Source organism: Streptomyces sp. NPDC002690 (assembly GCF_053592415.1).
On sequence record NZ_JBSFVR010000137.1, the window covers coordinates 1 to 18,491 of the forward strand.

The 18,491-nt window shown below is 71.5% G+C and carries 18 protein-coding genes and 1 riboswitch; of the genes, 7 read left to right on the top strand and 11 right to left on the bottom strand.

The genetic code is table 11. The features are described from left to right. Positions 1-117: 117 nt before the first annotated feature. The 4 genes from ACWD3D_RS18585 to ACWD3D_RS18600 all read right to left on the bottom strand — a co-directional run bounded on the left by ACWD3D_RS18585 (position 118) and on the right by ACWD3D_RS18600 (position 3,426). Positions 118-1,308, bottom strand: a complete 1,191-nt coding sequence (locus ACWD3D_RS18585; RefSeq protein ID WP_451461922.1) for an MBL fold metallo-hydrolase — start codon at positions 1,306-1,308, stop codon at positions 118-120. Positions 1,309-1,425: 117 nt separating this feature from the next. Then, a complete protein-coding gene (locus tag ACWD3D_RS18590; RefSeq protein WP_451461923.1) occupies positions 1,426-1,866 on the bottom strand; it encodes a PPOX class F420-dependent oxidoreductase in 441 nt (146 codons plus the stop codon). 90 nt (positions 1,867-1,956) lie between these two features. Next, positions 1,957-2,976, bottom strand: coding sequence for a DUF6745 domain-containing protein (locus ACWD3D_RS18595; RefSeq protein ID WP_451461924.1), 1,020 nt, complete (start codon positions 2,974-2,976; stop codon positions 1,957-1,959). A 123-nt stretch (positions 2,977-3,099) separates the two neighbouring features. Continuing rightward, positions 3,100-3,426, bottom strand: coding sequence for a hypothetical protein (locus ACWD3D_RS18600; protein ID WP_390961631.1), 327 nt, complete (start codon positions 3,424-3,426; stop codon positions 3,100-3,102). A 336-nt stretch (positions 3,427-3,762) separates the two neighbouring features. On the opposite strand from ACWD3D_RS18600, the gene ACWD3D_RS18605 reads away from it, so the two are divergent. From ACWD3D_RS18605 to ACWD3D_RS18630, 6 genes are all read left to right on the top strand, one after another. After that, positions 3,763-4,716 (top strand): STM4015 family protein, encoded by a 954-nt coding sequence (locus tag ACWD3D_RS18605; RefSeq protein ID WP_451461925.1) that lies wholly within the window; start codon positions 3,763-3,765, stop codon positions 4,714-4,716. Beyond that, positions 4,713-5,711 (top strand): STM4015 family protein, encoded by a 999-nt coding sequence (locus ACWD3D_RS18610; RefSeq protein WP_451461926.1) that lies wholly within the window; start codon positions 4,713-4,715, stop codon positions 5,709-5,711. Before ACWD3D_RS18605 ends, ACWD3D_RS18610 begins: the two co-directional genes overlap by 4 nt. Beyond that, positions 5,692-6,900: an STM4014 family protein gene (locus ACWD3D_RS18615; RefSeq protein ID WP_451461927.1), complete on the top strand. Its 1,209-nt coding sequence runs from the start codon at positions 5,692-5,694 to the stop codon at positions 6,898-6,900. The genes ACWD3D_RS18610 and ACWD3D_RS18615 overlap by 20 nt, the downstream gene beginning before the upstream one ends. Before the next feature lie 148 nt (positions 6,901-7,048). Then, on the top strand, positions 7,049-7,855 hold the full coding sequence (locus tag ACWD3D_RS18620) for an STM4013/SEN3800 family hydrolase (protein WP_451461938.1): 807 nt from the start codon (positions 7,049-7,051) through the stop codon (positions 7,853-7,855). A gap of 7 nt (positions 7,856-7,862) precedes the next feature. After that, complete coding sequence (locus tag ACWD3D_RS18625) at positions 7,863-9,260, top strand: STM4012 family radical SAM protein (RefSeq protein WP_451461928.1); 1,398 nt, start codon at positions 7,863-7,865, stop codon at positions 9,258-9,260. A 7-nt stretch (positions 9,261-9,267) separates the two neighbouring features. Then, entirely contained in the window at positions 9,268-10,161 is an 894-nt protein-coding gene (locus tag ACWD3D_RS18630; protein ID WP_451461929.1) for an STM4011 family radical SAM protein, read from the top strand. Between the two features lie 33 nt (positions 10,162-10,194). On the opposite strand, the gene ACWD3D_RS18635 is transcribed toward ACWD3D_RS18630, so the two are convergent. Together ACWD3D_RS18635 and ACWD3D_RS18640 are read right to left on the bottom strand one after the other, a co-directional pair. Then, positions 10,195-11,019, bottom strand: coding sequence for an SGNH/GDSL hydrolase family protein (locus tag ACWD3D_RS18635; RefSeq protein WP_451461930.1), 825 nt, complete (start codon positions 11,017-11,019; stop codon positions 10,195-10,197). A gap of 181 nt (positions 11,020-11,200) precedes the next feature. Further along, positions 11,201-12,094 carry a LysM peptidoglycan-binding domain-containing M23 family metallopeptidase gene (locus tag ACWD3D_RS18640; protein ID WP_451461931.1) on the bottom strand — a complete coding sequence of 298 codons (894 nt, stop codon included), beginning with the start codon at positions 12,092-12,094 and terminating at the stop codon, positions 11,201-11,203. A 3-nt stretch (positions 12,095-12,097) separates the two neighbouring features. Then, positions 12,098-12,254, bottom strand: a riboswitch (cyclic di-AMP (ydaO/yuaA leader). Between the two features lie 429 nt (positions 12,255-12,683). On the opposite strand from ACWD3D_RS18640, the gene ACWD3D_RS18645 reads away from it, so the two are divergent. Further along, the gene (locus tag ACWD3D_RS18645; RefSeq protein WP_451461932.1) at positions 12,684-13,493 is read left to right on the top strand and encodes a tyrosine-protein phosphatase; all 810 of its coding nucleotides are present in this window, start codon (positions 12,684-12,686) and stop codon (positions 13,491-13,493) included. A 29-nt stretch (positions 13,494-13,522) separates the two neighbouring features. Here ACWD3D_RS18645 and ACWD3D_RS18650 read toward each other — a convergent pair whose 3' ends face one another. The 5 genes from ACWD3D_RS18650 to dxs all read right to left on the bottom strand — a co-directional run bounded on the left by ACWD3D_RS18650 (position 13,523) and on the right by dxs (position 18,357). Next, a complete protein-coding gene (locus ACWD3D_RS18650) occupies positions 13,523-13,921 on the bottom strand; it encodes a hypothetical protein (RefSeq protein WP_451461933.1) in 399 nt (132 codons plus the stop codon). A 45-nt stretch (positions 13,922-13,966) separates the two neighbouring features. Next, positions 13,967-14,152, bottom strand: a complete 186-nt coding sequence (locus ACWD3D_RS18655) for a DUF6126 family protein (protein WP_451461934.1) — start codon at positions 14,150-14,152, stop codon at positions 13,967-13,969. Between the two features lie 73 nt (positions 14,153-14,225). Next, positions 14,226-14,834 (bottom strand): helix-turn-helix domain-containing protein, encoded by a 609-nt coding sequence (locus ACWD3D_RS18660; protein WP_451461935.1) that lies wholly within the window; start codon positions 14,832-14,834, stop codon positions 14,226-14,228. 71 nt (positions 14,835-14,905) lie between these two features. Further along, the gene (locus tag ACWD3D_RS18665; RefSeq protein ID WP_451461936.1) at positions 14,906-16,351 is read right to left on the bottom strand and encodes an aspartate aminotransferase family protein; all 1,446 of its coding nucleotides are present in this window, start codon (positions 16,349-16,351) and stop codon (positions 14,906-14,908) included. Beyond that, positions 16,348-18,357, bottom strand: coding sequence for a 1-deoxy-D-xylulose-5-phosphate synthase (gene dxs, locus ACWD3D_RS18670; protein WP_451461937.1), 2,010 nt, complete (start codon positions 18,355-18,357; stop codon positions 16,348-16,350). Before dxs ends, ACWD3D_RS18665 begins: the two co-directional genes overlap by 4 nt. Between the last annotated feature and the right edge of the window lie 134 nt (positions 18,358-18,491).

Here is an 18,491-nt window from a genome sequence, read left to right on the forward strand (position 1 = left end):
GCGACGGCCAGATAGTGGTTCGGGTTCATCAGCCCGCCGTCGGGGGTGACGATGCCGTGCCGGTCGTCGTCGACGTTCCGGGGCACCGGGCCCACCCCTGTCGCGTCACGTTCCCGCTCACTCCTCCGTGACGAGTTCGAGCGCCTCGTGGGACGAGCCCTCCGGCAGTTCGGGAACGGGCCACTCCTGGTCCGGTACGTAACCCACGGAGCGCCACCACGGCTCGGACGGCAGTTCCCCGGCGGGCTCGAAAGGCTGTCCCGGAATGGGGAAGGCGCCCGGCTGACCGAGGGCGGCCGCGGCCTTGAGGGTCCACTCCCCCGGCTCCGCCCACGGGTGCGGGGCGAGGTTGAAGGTGCCCCAGTGGATCGGCATCAGCACACCGCGAGGGCTGCCGCCCTGGAGATCCAGATGCGCGCGGAGCCCTTCGGCCGGCGTCATGTGGATGTCGGGCCAGAACTCGGAGTACGCCCCGATCTGGATCATCGTGATGTCGAACGGGCCGTGTTCGGCTCCGATGTCGCGGAATCCGGCGAAGTAGCCGGTGTCGCCACTGTGGTAGATCCGGTGCTCGGCCCCCTCGACCGCCCAGGACGCCCAGAGGGTGTGCTGCCCGCTGCGCACGCCGCGTCCGCAGAAGTGCCGCGCGGGGGTCGCGGTGAGCCGGACGCCCGCCACCTCCGTGCTCTCGTTCCAGTCCAGCTCGCGCAGCCGGGTGGGTGACACACCCCAGTGCTCCAGGTGGGCGCCGACGCCGAGCGGCACGGCGAAGACGGTGTCCGTCCGGGCGAGGGCGCGGATCGTCGGCAGGTCCAGGTGGTCGTAGTGGTCGTGGGAGATGACGACGACGTCCACCGGCCCCAGCGCGTCGAGCGACAGCGGGGCGGGATGGAGGCGCTTGGGGCCCGCGAAGTCGAACGGGGAGCAGCGCTCGCCCCAGACGGGGTCGAAGAGCACGCGGCTCCCGTCGATCTCGGCGAGGACGCTGGAATGGCCCATCCAGGTCACCCGGAGACCCGAGGCCGGCGGCCGGGACAGGTCGGCGAAGGTCGTGGCGTGTACCGGAATGTTTCCGAGCGGTGCCCTGCGTGCCCGTTGCTCCTTGCTGAAGTAGGTCTTCGCGAGTTCCAACGAGGAGCCCGAGGGCCGGGTCCGGGCGCCGACGGGATTCTGGAACACTCCGTCGGCGAAGTGGGGCGAGCGGCGGATGCGCTCCATCCGGGCCCCCGAGGGGTCGGCCCCGAACGCGTCGGCGCGCATCGAGCGGAGTCGGGTGCGCAGGGGGGTCAAGAATTCGGCGCCGGTCACAGCATCTCCTGGGGGAGTCGGTCTCTTCTCATTATCTGCGGGAGGCATGCCCGCGCGAGGGTTCGCCCGGGGCGGGCACCACGCCCCGGACCGGCCCGGCTCCCCACTCGTATCGCGTCAGGCACCCGGCTGCCCGTACACGTGCTCGATGTGCAGGGTGAGGACGACCCTGCGGTCGCGCACCATCGCCTGCCGGTAGTCGTCCCAGTCCGGGTGCTCGCCGCGTACGTCCCGGTAGAGGGTGATCAGCGCTTCGACGGTGGCGTCCTGGGGATCGGCGGCAGGAGGAGTCAGCTCGGCCGTCCCGTCCACCACGGTCCACGCGCCGCGGTTCTCGCTCGTCACATGGAGGCTCGCCCGGGGATCGCGGCGCAGGTTCCGCGTCTTCGCCCGGTCCTCGGTCACCGAGACCCTGATCGTCCGGGCGGCGGCGTCGTAGGCGTGGTTCACGTTCGACAGCTGGGGGCGGCCGTTCTTCCTCAGCGTCACGAGCACCCCGTCGTGCGAGGCACCGACGAGTCGCAGGAGGTCTTCCTGCGCGGTATCGAGAGACGTCATGATCCGTCCAACGTGTCCACGCCCCGCAAGATTCCGCCGCCGGGCCGACGGCACGCCCTTCTGCCGGTGGTGGCGTGTGACCACCCTCCGTCACGTCTGGCGCACGGGTGCGTACTGCTCTCCCCCGAGCCCGAAGGTCCAGGCGACCCCGTCCTTCGCCGTACGGGTCGCGGGCGGCACCCGCAGCCAGTAGGTGCGGCTGGTGCCGTCGGGCTCGGGGGTGGAGTTGACGACCTCGACCATCACGACGTCCTCGTCCCCGGAGAGCGGGATGCGCCAGAGAATGCCCGTCTCGTCCCGGTGGACCGGCTCCGCCCCGGATTCCTCCAGGTAGCGGTCGTAGCCGTAGTGCTCCAGCATCACGCGCCGCAGCTCGGCGTTGGCCTCCTCGCGTATCCGCTCGGGGGTGAGGGCCGAGAGCTCCTCCAGGAACGCGGCCGGCACCGGCATGCCGCGCCAGGCGTGGAGGGCGAAGCCGTCCGGGTAGGCGAGCGCCGGGCCGTCCCCGCGGTCGAGGCGGCCCGCCTCGTCGCGATGGAGCGTCTCGGGGCGTTCGGCGACGACGACCGCGTTCTCGTAGGGCCACCACCACCCGGCGTTGCGCGCCACCTCGGCCAGGCCCGCCAGGGGCTCGCTGTCCTCGAAGGCGGCGAGCCACGCCGCGTCGTGCTGCCCCAGCACCGCGTCCAGCAGCACCAGCCGCACCGCCGTCTCCTCCTCCGGGTTCGCGGCGAGCTCGGCCACCACGCCCGCGCGGATGCGCTCGGCGAGAGCCGAGGTGGTCTCCCACAGCTGCGCGCCGGTGGCGGACCAGAGAGCGGCCCAGCCCATCGCCCCCAACTCGTCGTATTTACTCCGGCGTTCACGACTCCACGGCCGGGTGCGCACCTCCTCGCGCACCGACTTCCCGGCGTCGGCGAGCTTCTCCACCGCCTCCACCGCGGCCCGGGGCGAGTCCACCCAGACGATCCGGCCCGGCTCCGCCCGGCCTGCCGTGCGGTAGGCCAGGCGAATGCCCTCCTCGGCCGCAATCCGGTCGGCCCTGCCGGTGGCCGAGGCCACCGCCCGCCACGAGGTCACGTCCCGCGTCATCATTTCCGTCCTCGCCATCCCTGGTCACCCGTTCCTGTTCTTGTTCTTGTTCCAGCGCTTGTTCTTGTTCCAGCTCTTGTTCTTGTTCCTGCCCCGGTGCGCCCCACGGCGCGTCCACCCGTCCGTGCCGGTGATCGCCCGTCAGTCCGCCACGACGCGGAACGCACCCGGGACGTACTCCCGCTGACGCACCACGCGGAACCAGCCCTTGGGCAGCGCGATCGGGGCGTGCTCCTCGTGCACGACCCGCCCGCCCTCGGGGAGGTGGAGCAGCATCGGTCCGAACGTCCCCGCCTCGCGTATCAGCCGGCCAGGGCCCTGCACGGCATGCGCGTGTCCGGTGACCTCGCCCAGCGCCAACACCAACCGGCCCCGTCCGTCGCGCAGTTCGCCCGGCACCTCCAGGAACGGTGCGGGCACCTCGGACTCCTCGACCGCCATGATCAGCACATCGCCCTGCCGGTACACAGACGTCTCCCCTCCGGTGCGGCGCCCCGTGCGCCGAACCCTGTGGAGAACGCTAGGAGGTGGGTCTGACATCGGCGGGTTCCCGCGGTCGGCGGAGGCACCGCGCCGCTGCGTCCGCCCCCTGGTCCCCCGGACCGTCCGCCGCGCGATCGCCACCCGGTGGATCACCCCGTGGATCCGTCGGTCCGGGCGCTCCGGCTCGCGGCATCACGGGAGCACCGGCACGCGTCACAGCTGCCGGACCGAGGCGTTCCCCGTCCCGGGTGCGGCGCTGTCAGTGGCACTTGATACACCTTGCGGCAGACAGACGTCCCCAGCACACCGGAGCTTCGGGTCATGACCATTGCGAACCACCTGAGCGAGCTGCACGGCCTTCCCGCCGTCGATTTCGAGATCCCTGCCGAGGGGCGCTCGCTGCCCGGCGCCGGCGCCGTGGCGTGGCGGCTCAGGGTCGACCCGTACGACGATCCGGAGGTCACGTGGCAGGAGGTCTTCGACCTGTTTCTGGCGACGGTGGACCCGGCCGGTGTGCGGGCGCTGATCATCGGTCAGTGGGGCGAGACGACCGAGCAACGCTCTTCCTACCCGATAGGTCTGGTGACCGCCGCAGCGAGTCGGCTGACCTCCCTCGAAGCCGTGTTCGTCGGTGACCTGGTCCTGGAGGAGGCGGAGATCTCCTGGATCGAACAGTCGGACGTGACGACGCTGCTCGACGCCTTCCCCGGGCTGGTGGAGCTGGGTGTGCGGGGCGGCGACGGCCTGGTCTTCCCTCCGGTACGGCACGACGCGCTGCGGTCGCTCACGATCGAGTCGGGCGGCCTGCCCGTGCAGGTGGTGCGCGGCGTGCTGGAGAGTGAACTCCCCGCGCTGGAGAAGCTCGACCTCTGGCTCGGTGTCTCGGCGTACGGCGGTGACACGGAGCTCACGGACTTGGCGCCTCTGCTCTCCGGCACGCGCTTCCTGGCTCTGCACCACCTCGGCCTGCGCAACAGCGAGATCCAGGAGGAGATCGCCGGAGCGGTCGCCTCAGCACCGGTGGTCGCTCGCCTGCGCACCCTGGACCTGTCGAACGGTGTCCTGGGCGACGACGGTGCGGCGGCGCTGCTCGAAGGCCAGCCGCTCACCCACCTCGATACGCTCGACCTCCACCACCACTTCCTCAGCGAGGCGATGGAGCAGCGGCTCACCGCCGCTCTGGAACCGCACGGCGTCCGGGTCGACCTGTCCGACCGCAACAAGCCCTGGAACGACGGTGGTCGCGAGAACCGGTACACGGCGGTCGCGGAATGAGCCGCGCGACGGACATCGAGCACCCGGAGACCTTCCACGGGCTGCCCGTGTACGTGCTGCCGGCTCCCGGCGAGCCGACGGCCGCCGGACCGGCCGGAAGCCTCCCGGCGGCGGACGCGGTCGCCTGGCGGCTCGACAGCGCCTGGCAGGACGACCTCGACTTCCCCGCTCTGTGGCGGCACTTTCTGGACACCGTGGACGCCTCGGAGGTCCGGGCACTGCTGATCGGCCCCTGGTGGGAGGACGAGTACACCCCTCTCACGCAGGTGGTCGAGCTCCTGGCGGCCGACGCCGCCCGTCTCCCGTCCTTGCGCGGGCTGTTCCTCGCCGACGTGGAGAGCGAGGAGTGCGAGGTGTCGTGGCTGCGACTGTGCGACATCACCCCGGCGCTGGAGGCTTATCCGCTCCTGGAAGAACTCGTCGTCAGGGGTGGCGGGACCACGGGGGAACCTGAGGACGGGGAGACCCTCCGGCTGCGGCCCGTGCGGCACACCTCACTCAAGTCCCTCCGCTTCGAGTCGGGCGGGCTGCCCGGACACGTCGTACGGGCGGTCGGCGCTTGCGAACTGCCCGCGTTGCGGAGCCTGGAGCTGTGGCTCGGCTCCGACTGGTACGGCGGGGACGCCACGGTAGAGGACCTGGCTCCGCTGCTGTCCGGCGGGGGGCTGCCGGCCCTGCGCCATCTCGGGCTGCAGAACAGTGTCGTCCAGGACGAGATCGCCGCTGCCCTGGCGTCGGCTCCCGTCGTCGCCCAGCTGGATTCACTGTCGCTGGCCATGGGCACGCTGAGCGACACCGGCGGCGAGGCACTGCTGGCCGGGCAGCCCTTGTCGCATCTGTCGTGTCTCGACCTGCGCCATCACTACCTGGGCGAGGAGATGCTCCAACGCATCGTGTCGGCCTGCGCGCCCGCCGTGGTGGACGCGGATCCGGGTGACGCGTCCGACTTCGATCCGGACGAGGACGATGAGCGGTATGTCGCGGTCAGTGAGTAGCCCGGGGCGGGGACAGAGCCGGGAACCGCGTTTCGCCGTCGTCGGCAACCCGCTCAACCGCCGGGTCGTCTTCTTCCGGGAGGCGGTTCTCGCCGCCGGTCTGCCGGAGGCACGGGTCGTGCCGTGGCTGGACGTCCTGCACGGCCGGGCGCACTTTCTGCCCGGCGAGTCGGTGCGTCTGGACTCGCCGGGCGAGGAGCCGGAGGTCGACCGGCTGCTGCGCGGGGTCGGCGACCCGACCCGCGTGGAGGGCTCGGCCCTCTGGTACACGAACTTCCTCACGGCCGTCCGTACGGTGGCCGCCGAAGTGGCGTCCGCGGGTGGCGAACTGCTCGGCTCTCCGGATGAGTTGGCCCAGGTGTTCGACAAGCGGCTGTGCCATGCGGTGCTCGACGAGGCAGACGTGGCCGTGCCCGCCTCGCCGACCTCGGGAGCCTCCGCGGCTCCGGTCCGGGGCTGGGACCACGTACGGGAGCTGATGCGGGACCACCGCATGCCCAGGGTGTTCGTGAAGTTGGCGCACGGCTCCTCGGCCTCCGGGGTGCTGGCCGTGGAGACGGCCGGCCCGGGGCGGGTCCAGGCGACCACCTCGGTGGAACGCGGCGAGGAGGGGCGGCTGTTCAACTCTCTGCGGGTGCGGCGGTACACCACCGAGCGGGAGGTAGCGGCCCTGGTGGACGCCCTCGCACCGGACGGGTTGCACGTCGAACGCTGGCTCCCCAAGGCTTCGCAGCAGGGCCGGTCCGCCGATCTGCGAGTCGTGGTGGTCGCGGGCCGTGCGACGCACGCCGTCGTGCGGACCAGCCGCTCCCCCATGACCAATCTCCATCTCGGCGGAGCCCGCGGCGATCTGGGCCGGGTCCGTGAGGCGGTGTCCTCGGCAGGCGGGAGCTGGTCCGGGGCACTGGCTCTCTGCGAACGCGCGGCCGCCTGCTTCCCCCGGAGCCGGTGCGTGGGGGTCGATCTGCTGCCCGCGGCCGGCTGGCGGCGGTTCGCCGTGGGCGAGGTCAACGCGTTCGGTGATCTCCTGCCCGGCCTGACCGGTCTGCCCGGCAGCGGCGCCGAGGGCCAGGACACCTACGCCGCGCAGGTCGCCGCCGTCGTGCGGGCCCACGCCGACGCCCCCACGAGCAACCACGACGCATCCGACGAACGAGCAAGGAACGACCGTGCCATCGCAGCCCCCTGACCCCGCGCCCCTCACACCCGCCACGGCCTCCACCGATCGCACCGGCGCGGCGCACCCGGTCGCCACCGCCGCCGCCATCACGGCGCCCACCGGCTCGGCACCCGTCGGCACCGTCCCCTTCGACACCAGGGACGGCGGCGTACCCGACATGAACGCCGTCGTCGGCAGTCACGATCTGCTGCTCGTCACGCTCGACACCCTCCGTCACGACGTCGCCGTCGAACTCGCGGCGGCGGGCCGCCTGCCGAATCTCGCCCGGCATCTCCCCGGCGGTGTCTGGGAGAAGCGGCACGCGCCCGGCAGCTTCACGTACGCCTCCCACCAGGCGATCTTCGCCGGATTCCTGCCCACCCCCGCCACACCCGGACCCCACCCCCGGCTCTTCGCCGCGCGCTTCGGCGGCAGCGAGACGACGGCCGGCCGCACCTTCGTGTACGACTCCCCCGACCTGCCGCGCGGTCTGGAAGAGGCCGGCTACCGCACCGTGTGCGTCGGTGGCGTCGGCTTCTTCAACCGGCAGCCGCCTCTGGGGTCGGTGCTGCCCGGCCTCTTCGCGGAGAGCCACTGGGAGCCGGAGTTCGGCGTGTCCTCGCCGACCTCCTTCGAGGCGCAGGTCGCCCGTGCCGAGGAGGTCGTGGCGGCGCTCCCGGCCGATCAGCGGCTCTTCCTCTTCGTCAACGTCTCGGCGCTCCATCAGCCGAACTGGTTCCATCTGCCCGGCGCCACCGCCGAGGCAGGTGACTCGCGCGCGACCCACGCGGCGGCGCTGGAGTACGTGGACCGGCACATCGGCAGGCTCTTCGCGGCGGCGAGCAGTCGGCGCCGCTGCTTCGCCATCGTCTGTTCCGACCACGGCACCGCCTACGGCGACGACGGGTACACCGGTCACCGGCTCGGCCACGAGGCCGTCTGGACGGTTCCGTACGCCCACTTCTTCCTCGAACCGGGGGCCTGACCCGACCATGACCACCGCTGTCCCCACCGCCCCGGCCGCAACACCCGCCACCGGTGCCACCGAGCGGCCGTACCAGAGCTATGTCTACGCCTACCCCCACAAGACGGCCTACGAGAAACTCGGCGACCGCCCCGCACTGCGCGAGCTGTGGGCCGGCGAGTGCAAGGACGCTCTCCAGCTCTACGCCCACATACCGTTCTGCGAGGTCCGCTGCGGCTTCTGCAACCTCTTCACCCGGATCGGCGCCCCCGACGAGCTGACCACCCGCTACCTCGACGCGCTCGACCGGCAGGCGACCGCCGTACGGGACGCGCTGGGTGACCACGGACCGGTACGGTTCGCCGCCGCCGCGTTCGGCGGCGGTACGCCCACCTTCCTGACCGCGGGCGAGCTGGACCGGCTCTGCGACATCGCGGAGAAGAGGATGGGCGCCGATCTGCGCGCGGTGCCGCTGTCCGTGGAGACCTCCCCGTCCACGGCGACCGCCGACCGGCTCGCCGTGCTCGCCGACCGGGGCACCACCCGCGTCAGCATCGGTGTGCAGAGCTTCGTCGACGGCGAGGCCAGGGCGGCGGTGCGCCCGCAGCGCCGGGCCGACGTCGAAGCTGCGCTCGGCCGCATCCGCGAGACCCGGATACCGGTCCTCAACATCGACCTGATCTACGGCATCGACGGGCAGACCGCACGGTCGTGGCTGGCCTCGCTGGATGCCGCCCTGGCCTGGCACCCCGAGGAGCTGTACCTCTACCCGCTGTACGTGCGCCCCCTGACCGGCCTCGGCCGCCTCGCCGAAGGCAGCGGCCCCGAGGCCCGGGCGGCGGCGGACACCGCCTGGGACGCCCAGCGGCTCCACCTCTACCGCGCCGGCCGCGACCACCTCCTGGCCCACGGGTACGAACAGGTCTCGATGCGGATGTTCCGCCGCGCCGACGCGCCCCACGAGGGCCCCGACGACTACGCCTGCCAGACGGACGGCATGGTCGGCCTGGGCTGCGGCGCCCGCTCGTACACCTCGTCGCTGCACTACTCCTTCGACTACGCCGTCGGCATGCCGGAAATCCGGAGCATCATCGACCGCTTCACCACCACCGAGGACTTCTCCCGGGCGGAGGTCGGTCGGCCCATCGACGGCGACGAGCCCAAACGCCGCCATCTCCTGCAGTCACTGCTCCAGGCCGCCGGGCTGCCGCGCGCCGAGTACCGGCGGCGGTTCGGCAGCGACCCCGTGGACGACTTCCCCGTGGAACTGGCCCGCTTCGCGGAGCTCGGCTGGCTGGACGGCGGCAACGGCAGCCATGACCTCCTGCGGCTGTCCCCGGAAGGACTCGCCCACTCCGACGCGCTCGGCCCCGCGCTCTTCTCGCCCGCCGTGCGCGCCGCGATGGCCGCGTACGAGGCGAGGTGAGCGGCCCATGGACCTGACGATCCTCTACCGCGGCCCGCTCGCCTCCTGCGACTACGACTGCCCGTACTGCCCGTTCGCCAAGAGGCGGGACAGCCGGGAACAGCTCATGGCGGACCGGGAGGCGCTCGAACGCTTCACGGCGTGGGTCGCCGCACAGACCGGGGACCGTCTCTCGGTGCTCTTCACCCCGTGGGGCGAGGGGCTGGTGCGGTCCTGGTACCGGCGAGCGCTGGTCGAGCTGTCCCACCTGCCGCAGGTGGCTCGGGTCGCGATCCAGACGAACCTCAGCGGCAGGACGGGCTGGCTGTCCGGGGCGGACCCGGAGCGGCTGGCGCTCTGGTGCACGTACCACCCCGGCCAGACCCCGTACGACCGGTTCCTCGGCAAGTGCCGGGAGCTGACCGCGGCGGGGGTGCGGTACAGCGTGGGCGTCGTCGGTTTCGAGGAGCACCTCCCCGAGGCGCGGAGACTGCGGGCGGACCTGCCGGAGCGGGTGTACCTGTGGGTGAACGCCGCCGAGGGGCGTACGTACACGGACGCGGAGGCGGAGCGCTGGACGGCGCTCGACCCGCTGTTCCCGTACAGCCGGCATCCGCACCGCTCGGCGGGGCTGCCGTGCCGGACCGGGGAGTCGGTGATCTCGGTGGACGGGGACGGCACCGTGCGCCGGTGCCATTTCGTCAAGGAGGAGCTGGGCAGTCTCTACGACGGGAGTTACCGCCGGGCGCTCGGCCCGAGGGCCTGCCCGCTGGCGGTCTGCGACTGCCACATCGGGTACGTGCACCTGGAGTCGCTGCCGTTGTACGACGTGTTCGCCGGGGGTGTCCTGGAGCGGATTCCGGCGGCGCCGGCCGGGCCCGCCGCGGCGGGCCCGTCACGTCTCCGGCTTCCCCTGGTGTAACGCCCGGCGCCTCGCGGCGGCCGGATGCGCGGCTCAGAGCGGCAGCAGGTCCGGGCGCTTCGCGGCGACCTCGTCGCCGGAGGACTCGCCGCGCAGCCTGCGGCCGATCCACGGGACGAGGTACTCGCGCGCCCACTGGATGTTGTCGCGTCGCACCTCGAAGGTGTTCCGCTGGGCCTGCGGGGGCCACGGCTGGTCGGGGTCGGCCGGCGTCTCCAGACCTAGGACCTGTGCGGCCCGCAGTGCCACCCGGGTGTGCCCCTCGGGTGAGAGGTGGAGCCGGTCGTTGTCCCAGGCCCGGCGGTCCTGGATCGAACGCAGGGACCAGAGGTCGAGCACCGGGCAGTGGTAGCGGTCCGCGATGGCCCGCAGGTGGACGTTGTAGGTGGCGATCTTGCCGCGCATGTGGCGGAGCACCGGGACCCCGCGGGTGTCGAATCCGGTGGTCACCATGACGGTGCCGACCGCGTTGGTGAGGTCGGCGACCGCGCGCTCGAAGCGCTCGGCCAGGTCGTCCGGGTCGGTGCCGGGCCGGATGATGTCGTTGCCGCCGGCGCAGAAGCTCACCAGGTCCGGCGCGAGCTCCTTGGCGCGGGGTACCTGCTCCTCGACTATCTGGTCGAGAAGTCGTCCGCGTACCGCGAGATTGGCGTACCGGAATTCCCCGTGCACGGAATCAGGGCCTGTCGCCTCGTCGAGGGCGGGAAGCTGGTCCGCGAGGAGAACCGCGAAACGGTCCGCCCAGCCGACATAGGACCCGTCCGGTCCGGGGTCTCCGACTCCCTCGGTGAAACTGTCGCCGATCGCCGCGTACGACCCGATGATGTCTGTCTTCTGGATTCTCGAATCGTCTGCCACGACCACATATCTTGCCCCTTTTCATGTGACCTACGCGACCGTAAGAAGGGGTTGACGTGGGGTGAGATAGACCACCCGGTCAGTTTTTGGTAAAGCCGGAATAAATAGAGGGGCGGCACGCTTGCGCGCACCGCCCCTCCAAGCCCTTACGGATCGTGACGATTCGTCAAGGGGAGGAGTCTCAGATGGAGACGCCGTGGAGTCGCAGGTAGGCGATCGGGTCCACGTCCGAGCCGTAGCTCGGGGTGGTGCGGATCTCGAAGTGGAGGTGCGGGCCGGTGACGTTGCCGGTGGCACCCGAGAGGCCGATCTGCTGGCCGCCGGTGACGGTCTGGCCGACCGAGACCATCAGCTGCGACTGGTGCGCGTACTGGGAGTACATGCCGTCGGCGTGCTTGATGATGACCTCGTTGCCGTACGCGCCGTCGTAGCCGGCGGAGACGACGGTGCCGGGGCCGACGGCGCGGACGACGGTGCCGGTGGCGGCGCTGAAGTCGGAGCCGGTGTGGTAGCCGCTGGACCACATGGAGCCGGAGGCGTGGTACTGCGTGGTGACGGTCGCGTTGGCCACCGGGGTGGTCCAGCCGGTGCTGTCGCTGTCGGCGGCCTTGGTGGTGGTCGCGGCGGACTCCGTCGTGGTCGCCGGGGCGGCCTTCGTCTCGGTCTTGGCCGCCGTCTTCGTCTCGGCCTTCGGGGCCTCGGCCTTGGCGGAGGACGCGGTGGAGGCCGAGCCGGACGCCTGGGCGCCGAGGGTCAGCTTCATGCCCGGGAGGATCAGGCTCGGGTTGTCGCCGACGACCTCGCGGTTGTCCTGGTAGAGCTTCTCCCAGCCACCCTTGATCTTGTGCTGGGCGGCGATCTTCGCCAGGTAGTCGCCGGAGACGACCTTGTAGGTCTTGGCGGACTGCTGGGCGGCCGGGGCGGACTGGGCGGCGGGCGCCGACTGCTCGGCGGCGTGGGCACCCGTGGCTCCGAGGAGCGGCAGGGCGACGACGGCGCCGCCGGCTCCGACGGCGAGGATGCCGCGAGCGATCGGGCCGGACTTCTTACGACGGTGCTTACCCGGGATGGGCATGGGGGAATTCCTCTCCGGCGCCTACGAGGTGAGCTGTCGGGTTCGGGCTGGAGATGCCCGGTCGCGTTGAACGCGACTTCACCCCGAGCCGTCCGGAACAACTCCGGTCGGCGGCTTACCTGGGTCCCCCGCTCCTGCCACGCATCAGTGAGTGCGAATTCCGGGCGGCGGCAGGATTAGGCGGTCCGTCCGGAGTGATGGCGAACGTAATCGAGCCGGGCCGGACGGAACAAGCCATCGCAAGCGGAACGGATTCCGGGAGCCGATTTCGGCCTCCTTTTCCGGTCACCCTCCGTGGATTACGGATCTTGGCATTCCGCGCGACGGACGGACTGCCGCCCGGCCTCTCGGCCACGCACGGTCACGGATATGATCCCGCTCACGAGATCACCCGCCATCTCCCCCATAAACGGACGATGTTGCGTGAAATCCATACAATACGGACATGTCGCGCACGTCACTCATGACGGATCTTCAGCCTCCGGGGGGCCGGCCGCCGGTACTCGGGCGCCGGGGAGCGATGTCGTAGGGTCGCGACGAGCCGACGTCGGCGAGCAGCGCCGGCGCGCAGACGCACCGAGGAGCCGCTGTGACGCAGGTGCCGCAGTTCTCGCCGGCCGAACCCGAGCTGAGCGGGGTCCGTAATTTCCGGGACGTGGGCGGGCTGCCCACCTCCGACGGACGACGGGTCCGGCACGGGAGGCTCTTCCGCAGCGGTCACCTCGCCGCCGCCACCGCCGAGGACGCCGTCTTCCTCGGCCGGCTCGGCCTGCACACGGTCTTCGACTTCCGTAACTCCGCCGACCAGAAGCTCGACGGCTTCGACATCGAGCTTCCGGGCGTGCGCAACGTCCGCATCCCGCTCTCCGACCCGGCGGACGGGGCGGGCTTCTGGCGGCTGGTGCGCGAAGGCGACATCGCCCAGCTGCGTTCGCTGCTCGCCGAGGGCAAGGGCACGGAACGCATGCTCGCCTCGTACCGCTCGATCATCACCGACCGTACGGCCGAGCACAGCCGGGTACTGCACGCCCTGGCGGAGGACAGCGTGCCGGCGCTGATGCACTGCGCCGCGGGCAAGGACCGGGCGGGCCTGACGATGGCGGTGACGCTGCTCGCGGTCGGAGTGGAGCGCGAGGCCATCGCGGTGGACTACCTCAAGTCCAACGACGCCCACCGCCGGTACCGGCTGAGGCGCGGCGACAGCGCGGACCCCGTGGTCTCCACCGAGGTGATGAGCCTGCTCAACCCGCTCTTCGGAGCGCACATCGACTACCTGGACGCGGCCTTCGCCACGATCGAGGAGAACTGGGGCACCACGGAGCGCTACTTCGCCGAGGGGCTGGGACTCTCCGGGGAGACCCGGGAGCGGCTGCGCGAGCGGCTGCTGGACGAAGCGTAGGCCGCACGATCACGTCGCGGGCGCTCCGGTCAGCCGGGCGATCCCGGTCGGGCCGCCCGGACCCACCCCTCTTCGAGGTGGATCGTCCAGGTGTTCCCGACCGCTCGTTCCAGTTCGACCAGGACCGCGACTTCGGCAACGACCGCAGGCGCGTCGGCCAGCCGCATCGGGGAGTCCGGGACGCCGCACCGGGTGTAGGTCGGCAGTTCGCCGACGCAGCCGAAGGCGTGCAGCGGCAAGGAGTCGCGGCCGAACCACACCGGGCGGTTCCCTTCCGCCCACGCCGCTGCCGCGTCGACCCGGTCCAGGTGCGCCAGCAGGTGTTCGGGGGCCGGTCCGTGGCTGAACTGCACGAGGAAGCCGGCCGCATCGACCGCCCACCAGTCCCATGTGGCTCCGGGCCGGGGGTGCCGCAGGATCGTCGCCATGCGGGCCACTGTACGGAGGCCGGTGCCGGCGGTCCCCGGGATTCTCTACTGGTTGCCGCCCGCGACGGCGAACAGGATGTAGAGGAACGCGGCGATGACGTGCCCGGCGACCAGGTAGGCGATGAGCCGGATGACCATCCCGCGCGGCATCTTCCGCTCCTGGGTGTCCCGGGGGGCGTTGACGCCGGTCTGCCGGGGGGTCAGCGGGTCGTAGTGCTCCGAATCGGACATGACGGTCCTCTCTTGACGTGCTCCCGGGGCCGGGTGCACGAGGAATGGGCGCGGCACCGGGTGCCGGGCGCGGTCAGCGCCGACGGGTCCCGTCGCCGAGGCACAGCTCGGCGGCGGGGCTCTGCAACAGGGTGTGTACGAAGATCAGCTCGGCGCCCTCCGGCCCGGCGGCGGCGATCCGGTGCGGGGTGAGCGAGTCGAAGTGGGCGCTGTCGCCGGGCCCGAGCTCGTGAGCGGTTTCGCCGAGGGAGAGCCGCAGCCGCCCTTCGAGGACGTACAGCCACTCCTCCCCCGGGTGGACGCGCACCAGGTCGCCCTGGGCGCCGTACGGGACGCGGACGCGCAGCGCCTGCATGGCGCGGCCCGGACCGCCGGCCCGGCGGTACATCCAGCCGTCCGCCTCGGGGCCGTCGAACCGGCCACCGCGTACGATCGCGTCGCGTTCCGGGGGGATCTCGCCGAGGAGTTCGGAGACGGTCGTACCGTAGATCCGGGCGAGGCCGAGAAGTACGGGCAGCGAGGGCTGGCGGTTTCCCGTTTCGAGCCGGGAGAGATGGGCCGGGGAGAGTCCCGCGCGCTGCGCGGCGGCCTCCAGGGTGAGGCCTCGGCTCCGGCGCAGTTCGCGCAGGCGGGGAGCGACGCCGGGGAGGTCGTCGGCCACCCCTCCGTCAGGAGGATTCATACCTCCATTGCGCCACCGACTTTCCTCTGAGGCAAATTTCTTGCCTCAGAGGCAAAACTGTCGGAGACGGGTCAGCGGTTGGCGACCGCCTGCTTCACCAAGGTGCGGCCGAAGTCCCACATCAGGCCGCCCCCACCGTGGGCCTCGTCCATCACCGACTCGAAGGCCGTCACGAACCGGTCGACCTCGGGCTCACCGATGACCAGCGGGGGGATCAGCTTGATCACTTCGAGATGATCCCCGGACACCTGGGTGAGAATCCGGTGCTTCTGCAACAACGGTACGACAACCATCTGCGCGAAGAGTCCCTTGCGGGCGGCCTGGAGCATCGTCCACCGGCCGCGCAGCTTGATCGACGACGGCCGTCCGAACTCGATGCCGATCATCAGCCCGCGCCCGCGCACCTCGTGCAACAGCTCGTACCGGTCGACCAGCGCGGCGAGCCGTGTCCGCAGCAGGTCTCCGGTGCGCCGGGCGTTGGCGACGGTCTCCTCGTCCTCCATCACCGAGAGGACCGCGAGCCCGGCAGCCATGGCCTGGGCGTTCGAGCCGAAGCTCGCCGAGTGGACGAGCACCCGGTCCATGGAGGAGTAGACCTTCTTGAAGATCCAGTCCTTCCCGAGGGTGGCTCCGACCGGCACATAGCCGCCGGAGAGCGCCTTGGCGACGCAGACCAGGTCCGGCTCGACACCCGCCTCGTGCTGGTACGCGTAGAAGTCGCCGGTCCGGCCGAGGCCCGTCTGCACCTCGTCCGCGATCAGCAGCGCCTTGTGCCGGTGCAGGAGTTCCTGGGCCTCGCGCAGAAAGCCGGGCGGCGCCGCGTGCACGCCCTTGCCCTGGATGGGCTCGACGACCAGTGCCGCCACGTCGCCGCGCTTGAGTTCGCGGCGCAGCGCGTCGAGGTCGCCGAGGCCGATGGCGGTGTCCGGGAGCAGCGGGGCGAAGCCGTCGCGGAAGCCGTCCTCGCCGTTGACCGAGAGCGAGCCGGTGGTGAGGCCGTGGAAGGCGTGGGTGCAGTAGAGGACGCGCGGTTTCCCGGTGGCGTACCGGGCGAACTTGAGCGCCGTCTCGACGGCCTCGGTACCGCTGTTGCCGAAGAAGACCCGGTCGAGGTGGGGGCTGTGGGTGAGGAGCTTCTCGGCGAGCAGGCCGGGCAGCGGCTGGCAGTCGAAGCGGGTGAGGTCGGCGAGGGAGGCGTCGAGCACGTCGTGGAGTGCCTTGCGGACGACCGGGTGGTGCCGGCCGAGTCCCATCACGCCGAACCCGGCGAGCATGTCGAGGTAGTCGTCGCCGTCCGCGTCCCAGAAGTAGGCACCCTCGGCCCGTTCGTAGACCTTGTCGAAGCCGATGGTGTGCAGCATGCGCGGCAGCTGGTGGTTGAGGTGGCGCGCGTGCAGTTCGTAGCGTTCGGCGCCGCGCTCGGCGAGCAGCGTCGCGAGATCAAAGCCCTTGCCGGCGCTGTCGGTGTGCGCGGCGCTGTCGGTGTGCGCGGCGCCGGCCGCCCTGTCGTCCTTCATTCCCCGCTCGTCTCCTTCGTCTCTCCGCGCGCAAGTCGTCCTCGTCCCGGTCCGGTGCCGTTGCCGGCGACCGGTACGTGTCGCGGTACCGCCCGAGGTCCCGCCGTCTCCTCGTCCGTACGGCGCTCCGGATCCTCGGGCCGTCCCGCGAGTGCCGCGCCGATGCTGCCCGCGATCTCCACCGGGGTCAGTCCGACGTCGGCGAGCAGCTCGCCGCGTTTGGCGTGGGCGAGGAACTCCTCGGGAATCCCGAAGGTCCGCAGGGTGACGTCCACTCCCGCGTCCCGCAGCGCCTGCCCGACCGCCCAGCCGACGCCTCCGGTACGGCAGTTGTCCTCGACGACGGCGACCAGCCGGTGCCCGGCGGCGAGAGGTGCGAGCTCCTCGTCGAGCGGCCGGACCCAGCGCGGGTCGATGACGGTGCAGCCGATGCCCGCGCCCTTCAGCAGGTCCGCGGCGCCCAGGCAGACCGGGGCCATCACCCCGACCGCCACCAGCAGCACGTCGGGGCGCTCGCCCCGGAGCAGTACGTCCATGGAGCCCACGCGTCCCACGGCCGGGACGGTCTCCCCCACGGATTCCTTGGGGAATCTGACGACGGTGGGTGCGTCGCGGACGTCGACGGCCTCCCGGAGCTGCGCTCTGAGCTGGTCGGCGTCGCGCGGGGCGGCGATCCGCAGTCCGGGCACCACCTGGAGCACCGACAGATCCCACATGCCGTTGTGGGAGGCGCCGTCCGTGCCCGTGATCCCGGCCCGGTCGAGCACGAACGTCACGCCGCTGCGGTGCAGGGCCACGTCCATCAGTACCTGGTCGAAGGCCCGGTTGAGGAAGGTGGCGTAGACGGCGACGACGGGGTGCAGTCCGCCGGCGGCCATGCCCGCGGCCGAGACCGCGGCATGCTGCTCCGCGATGCCCACGTCCACGACCCGGTCGGGGAAGGCCGCTGCGAACTCGGTGAGCCCGACGGGATGGAGCATGGCGGCGGTGAGGGCGACCACGTCGGGGCGCTCCGCACCGATCCGGGCGATCTCCTCGCCGAAGACGGAGGTCCACGAGGGTCCGGTGGGCGCGGTCAGCGGGAGGCAGGTCAGCGGGTCCATCGCCCCCACGGCGTGGAAGCGGTCAGCATCGTCCCGCAGGGCGGGGCTGTAGCCGCGGCCCTTCTCGGTGATGCAGTGGACGAGTACGGGCCCCCGGAAGTGCTTGGCCCGTACGAGGGCGGACTCGACGGCGGCGATGTCGTGGCCGTCGACCGGTCCGACGTACTTGAGGCCGAGGTCCTCGAAGAGCCCCTGCGGGGCGAAGGTGTCCTTGAACCCCTTCTTCGCCCCGTGCAGCGAGCCGTACAACGGCTGTCCGACGACGGGCGTGCGCTCCAGGAGTTCCTTGCACCAGGCCAGAAAGCGTTCGTATCCGTCGGTGGTGCGGAGGGTGGCGAGGTGGTCGGCGAGGCCGCCGACGGTCGGGGAGTACGAGCGGGTGTTGTCGTTCACCACGACGATCAGGGGGCGGTCCTTGGCGGCGGCGATGTTGTTCAGCGCCTCCCACGCCATGCCGCCGGTGAGTGCACCGTCCCCGATGACGGCGACGACGTGGTCCTCCCTGCCGAGCCGTTCGTTGGCCTTGGCCAGGCCGTCCGCCCAGCCGAGGGCGGTGGAGGCGTGCGAGTTCTCGATGACGTCGTGCGCGGACTCGGCGCGGGAGGGATAGCCCGACAGGCCGCCCTTGCTCCGTAGCTTGGAGAAGTCCTGGCGGCCGGTGAGGAGCTTGTGCACATAGCTCTGGTGGCCGGTGTCCCAGAGAATCCGGTCGCGTGGCGAGTCGAAGACCCGGTGCAGGGCGATGGTGAGTTCCACGACCCCGAGGTTCGGACCGAGGTGGCCGCCGCTGCGGGAGACCGCCTGCACGAGGAACGTCCTGATGTCTGCGGCGAGTTCGTCCAGTTGCGGTGCGCCGAGCGGCGCGAGGTCCCGTGGTCCCCCGATGGATTCCAGCAAGGTCACGTACGTGCCCCCTCGTCGGTTCCTGGTCAAGGAAGGGCGCGTCCTCGAACGTGCTGTCCCGCAGCACCGACCGCGGTATCTCGAAGGCGGGCGAGCCGAGCAGTCCGACGTCGTGGCGGAGCGGCCCGTCCACC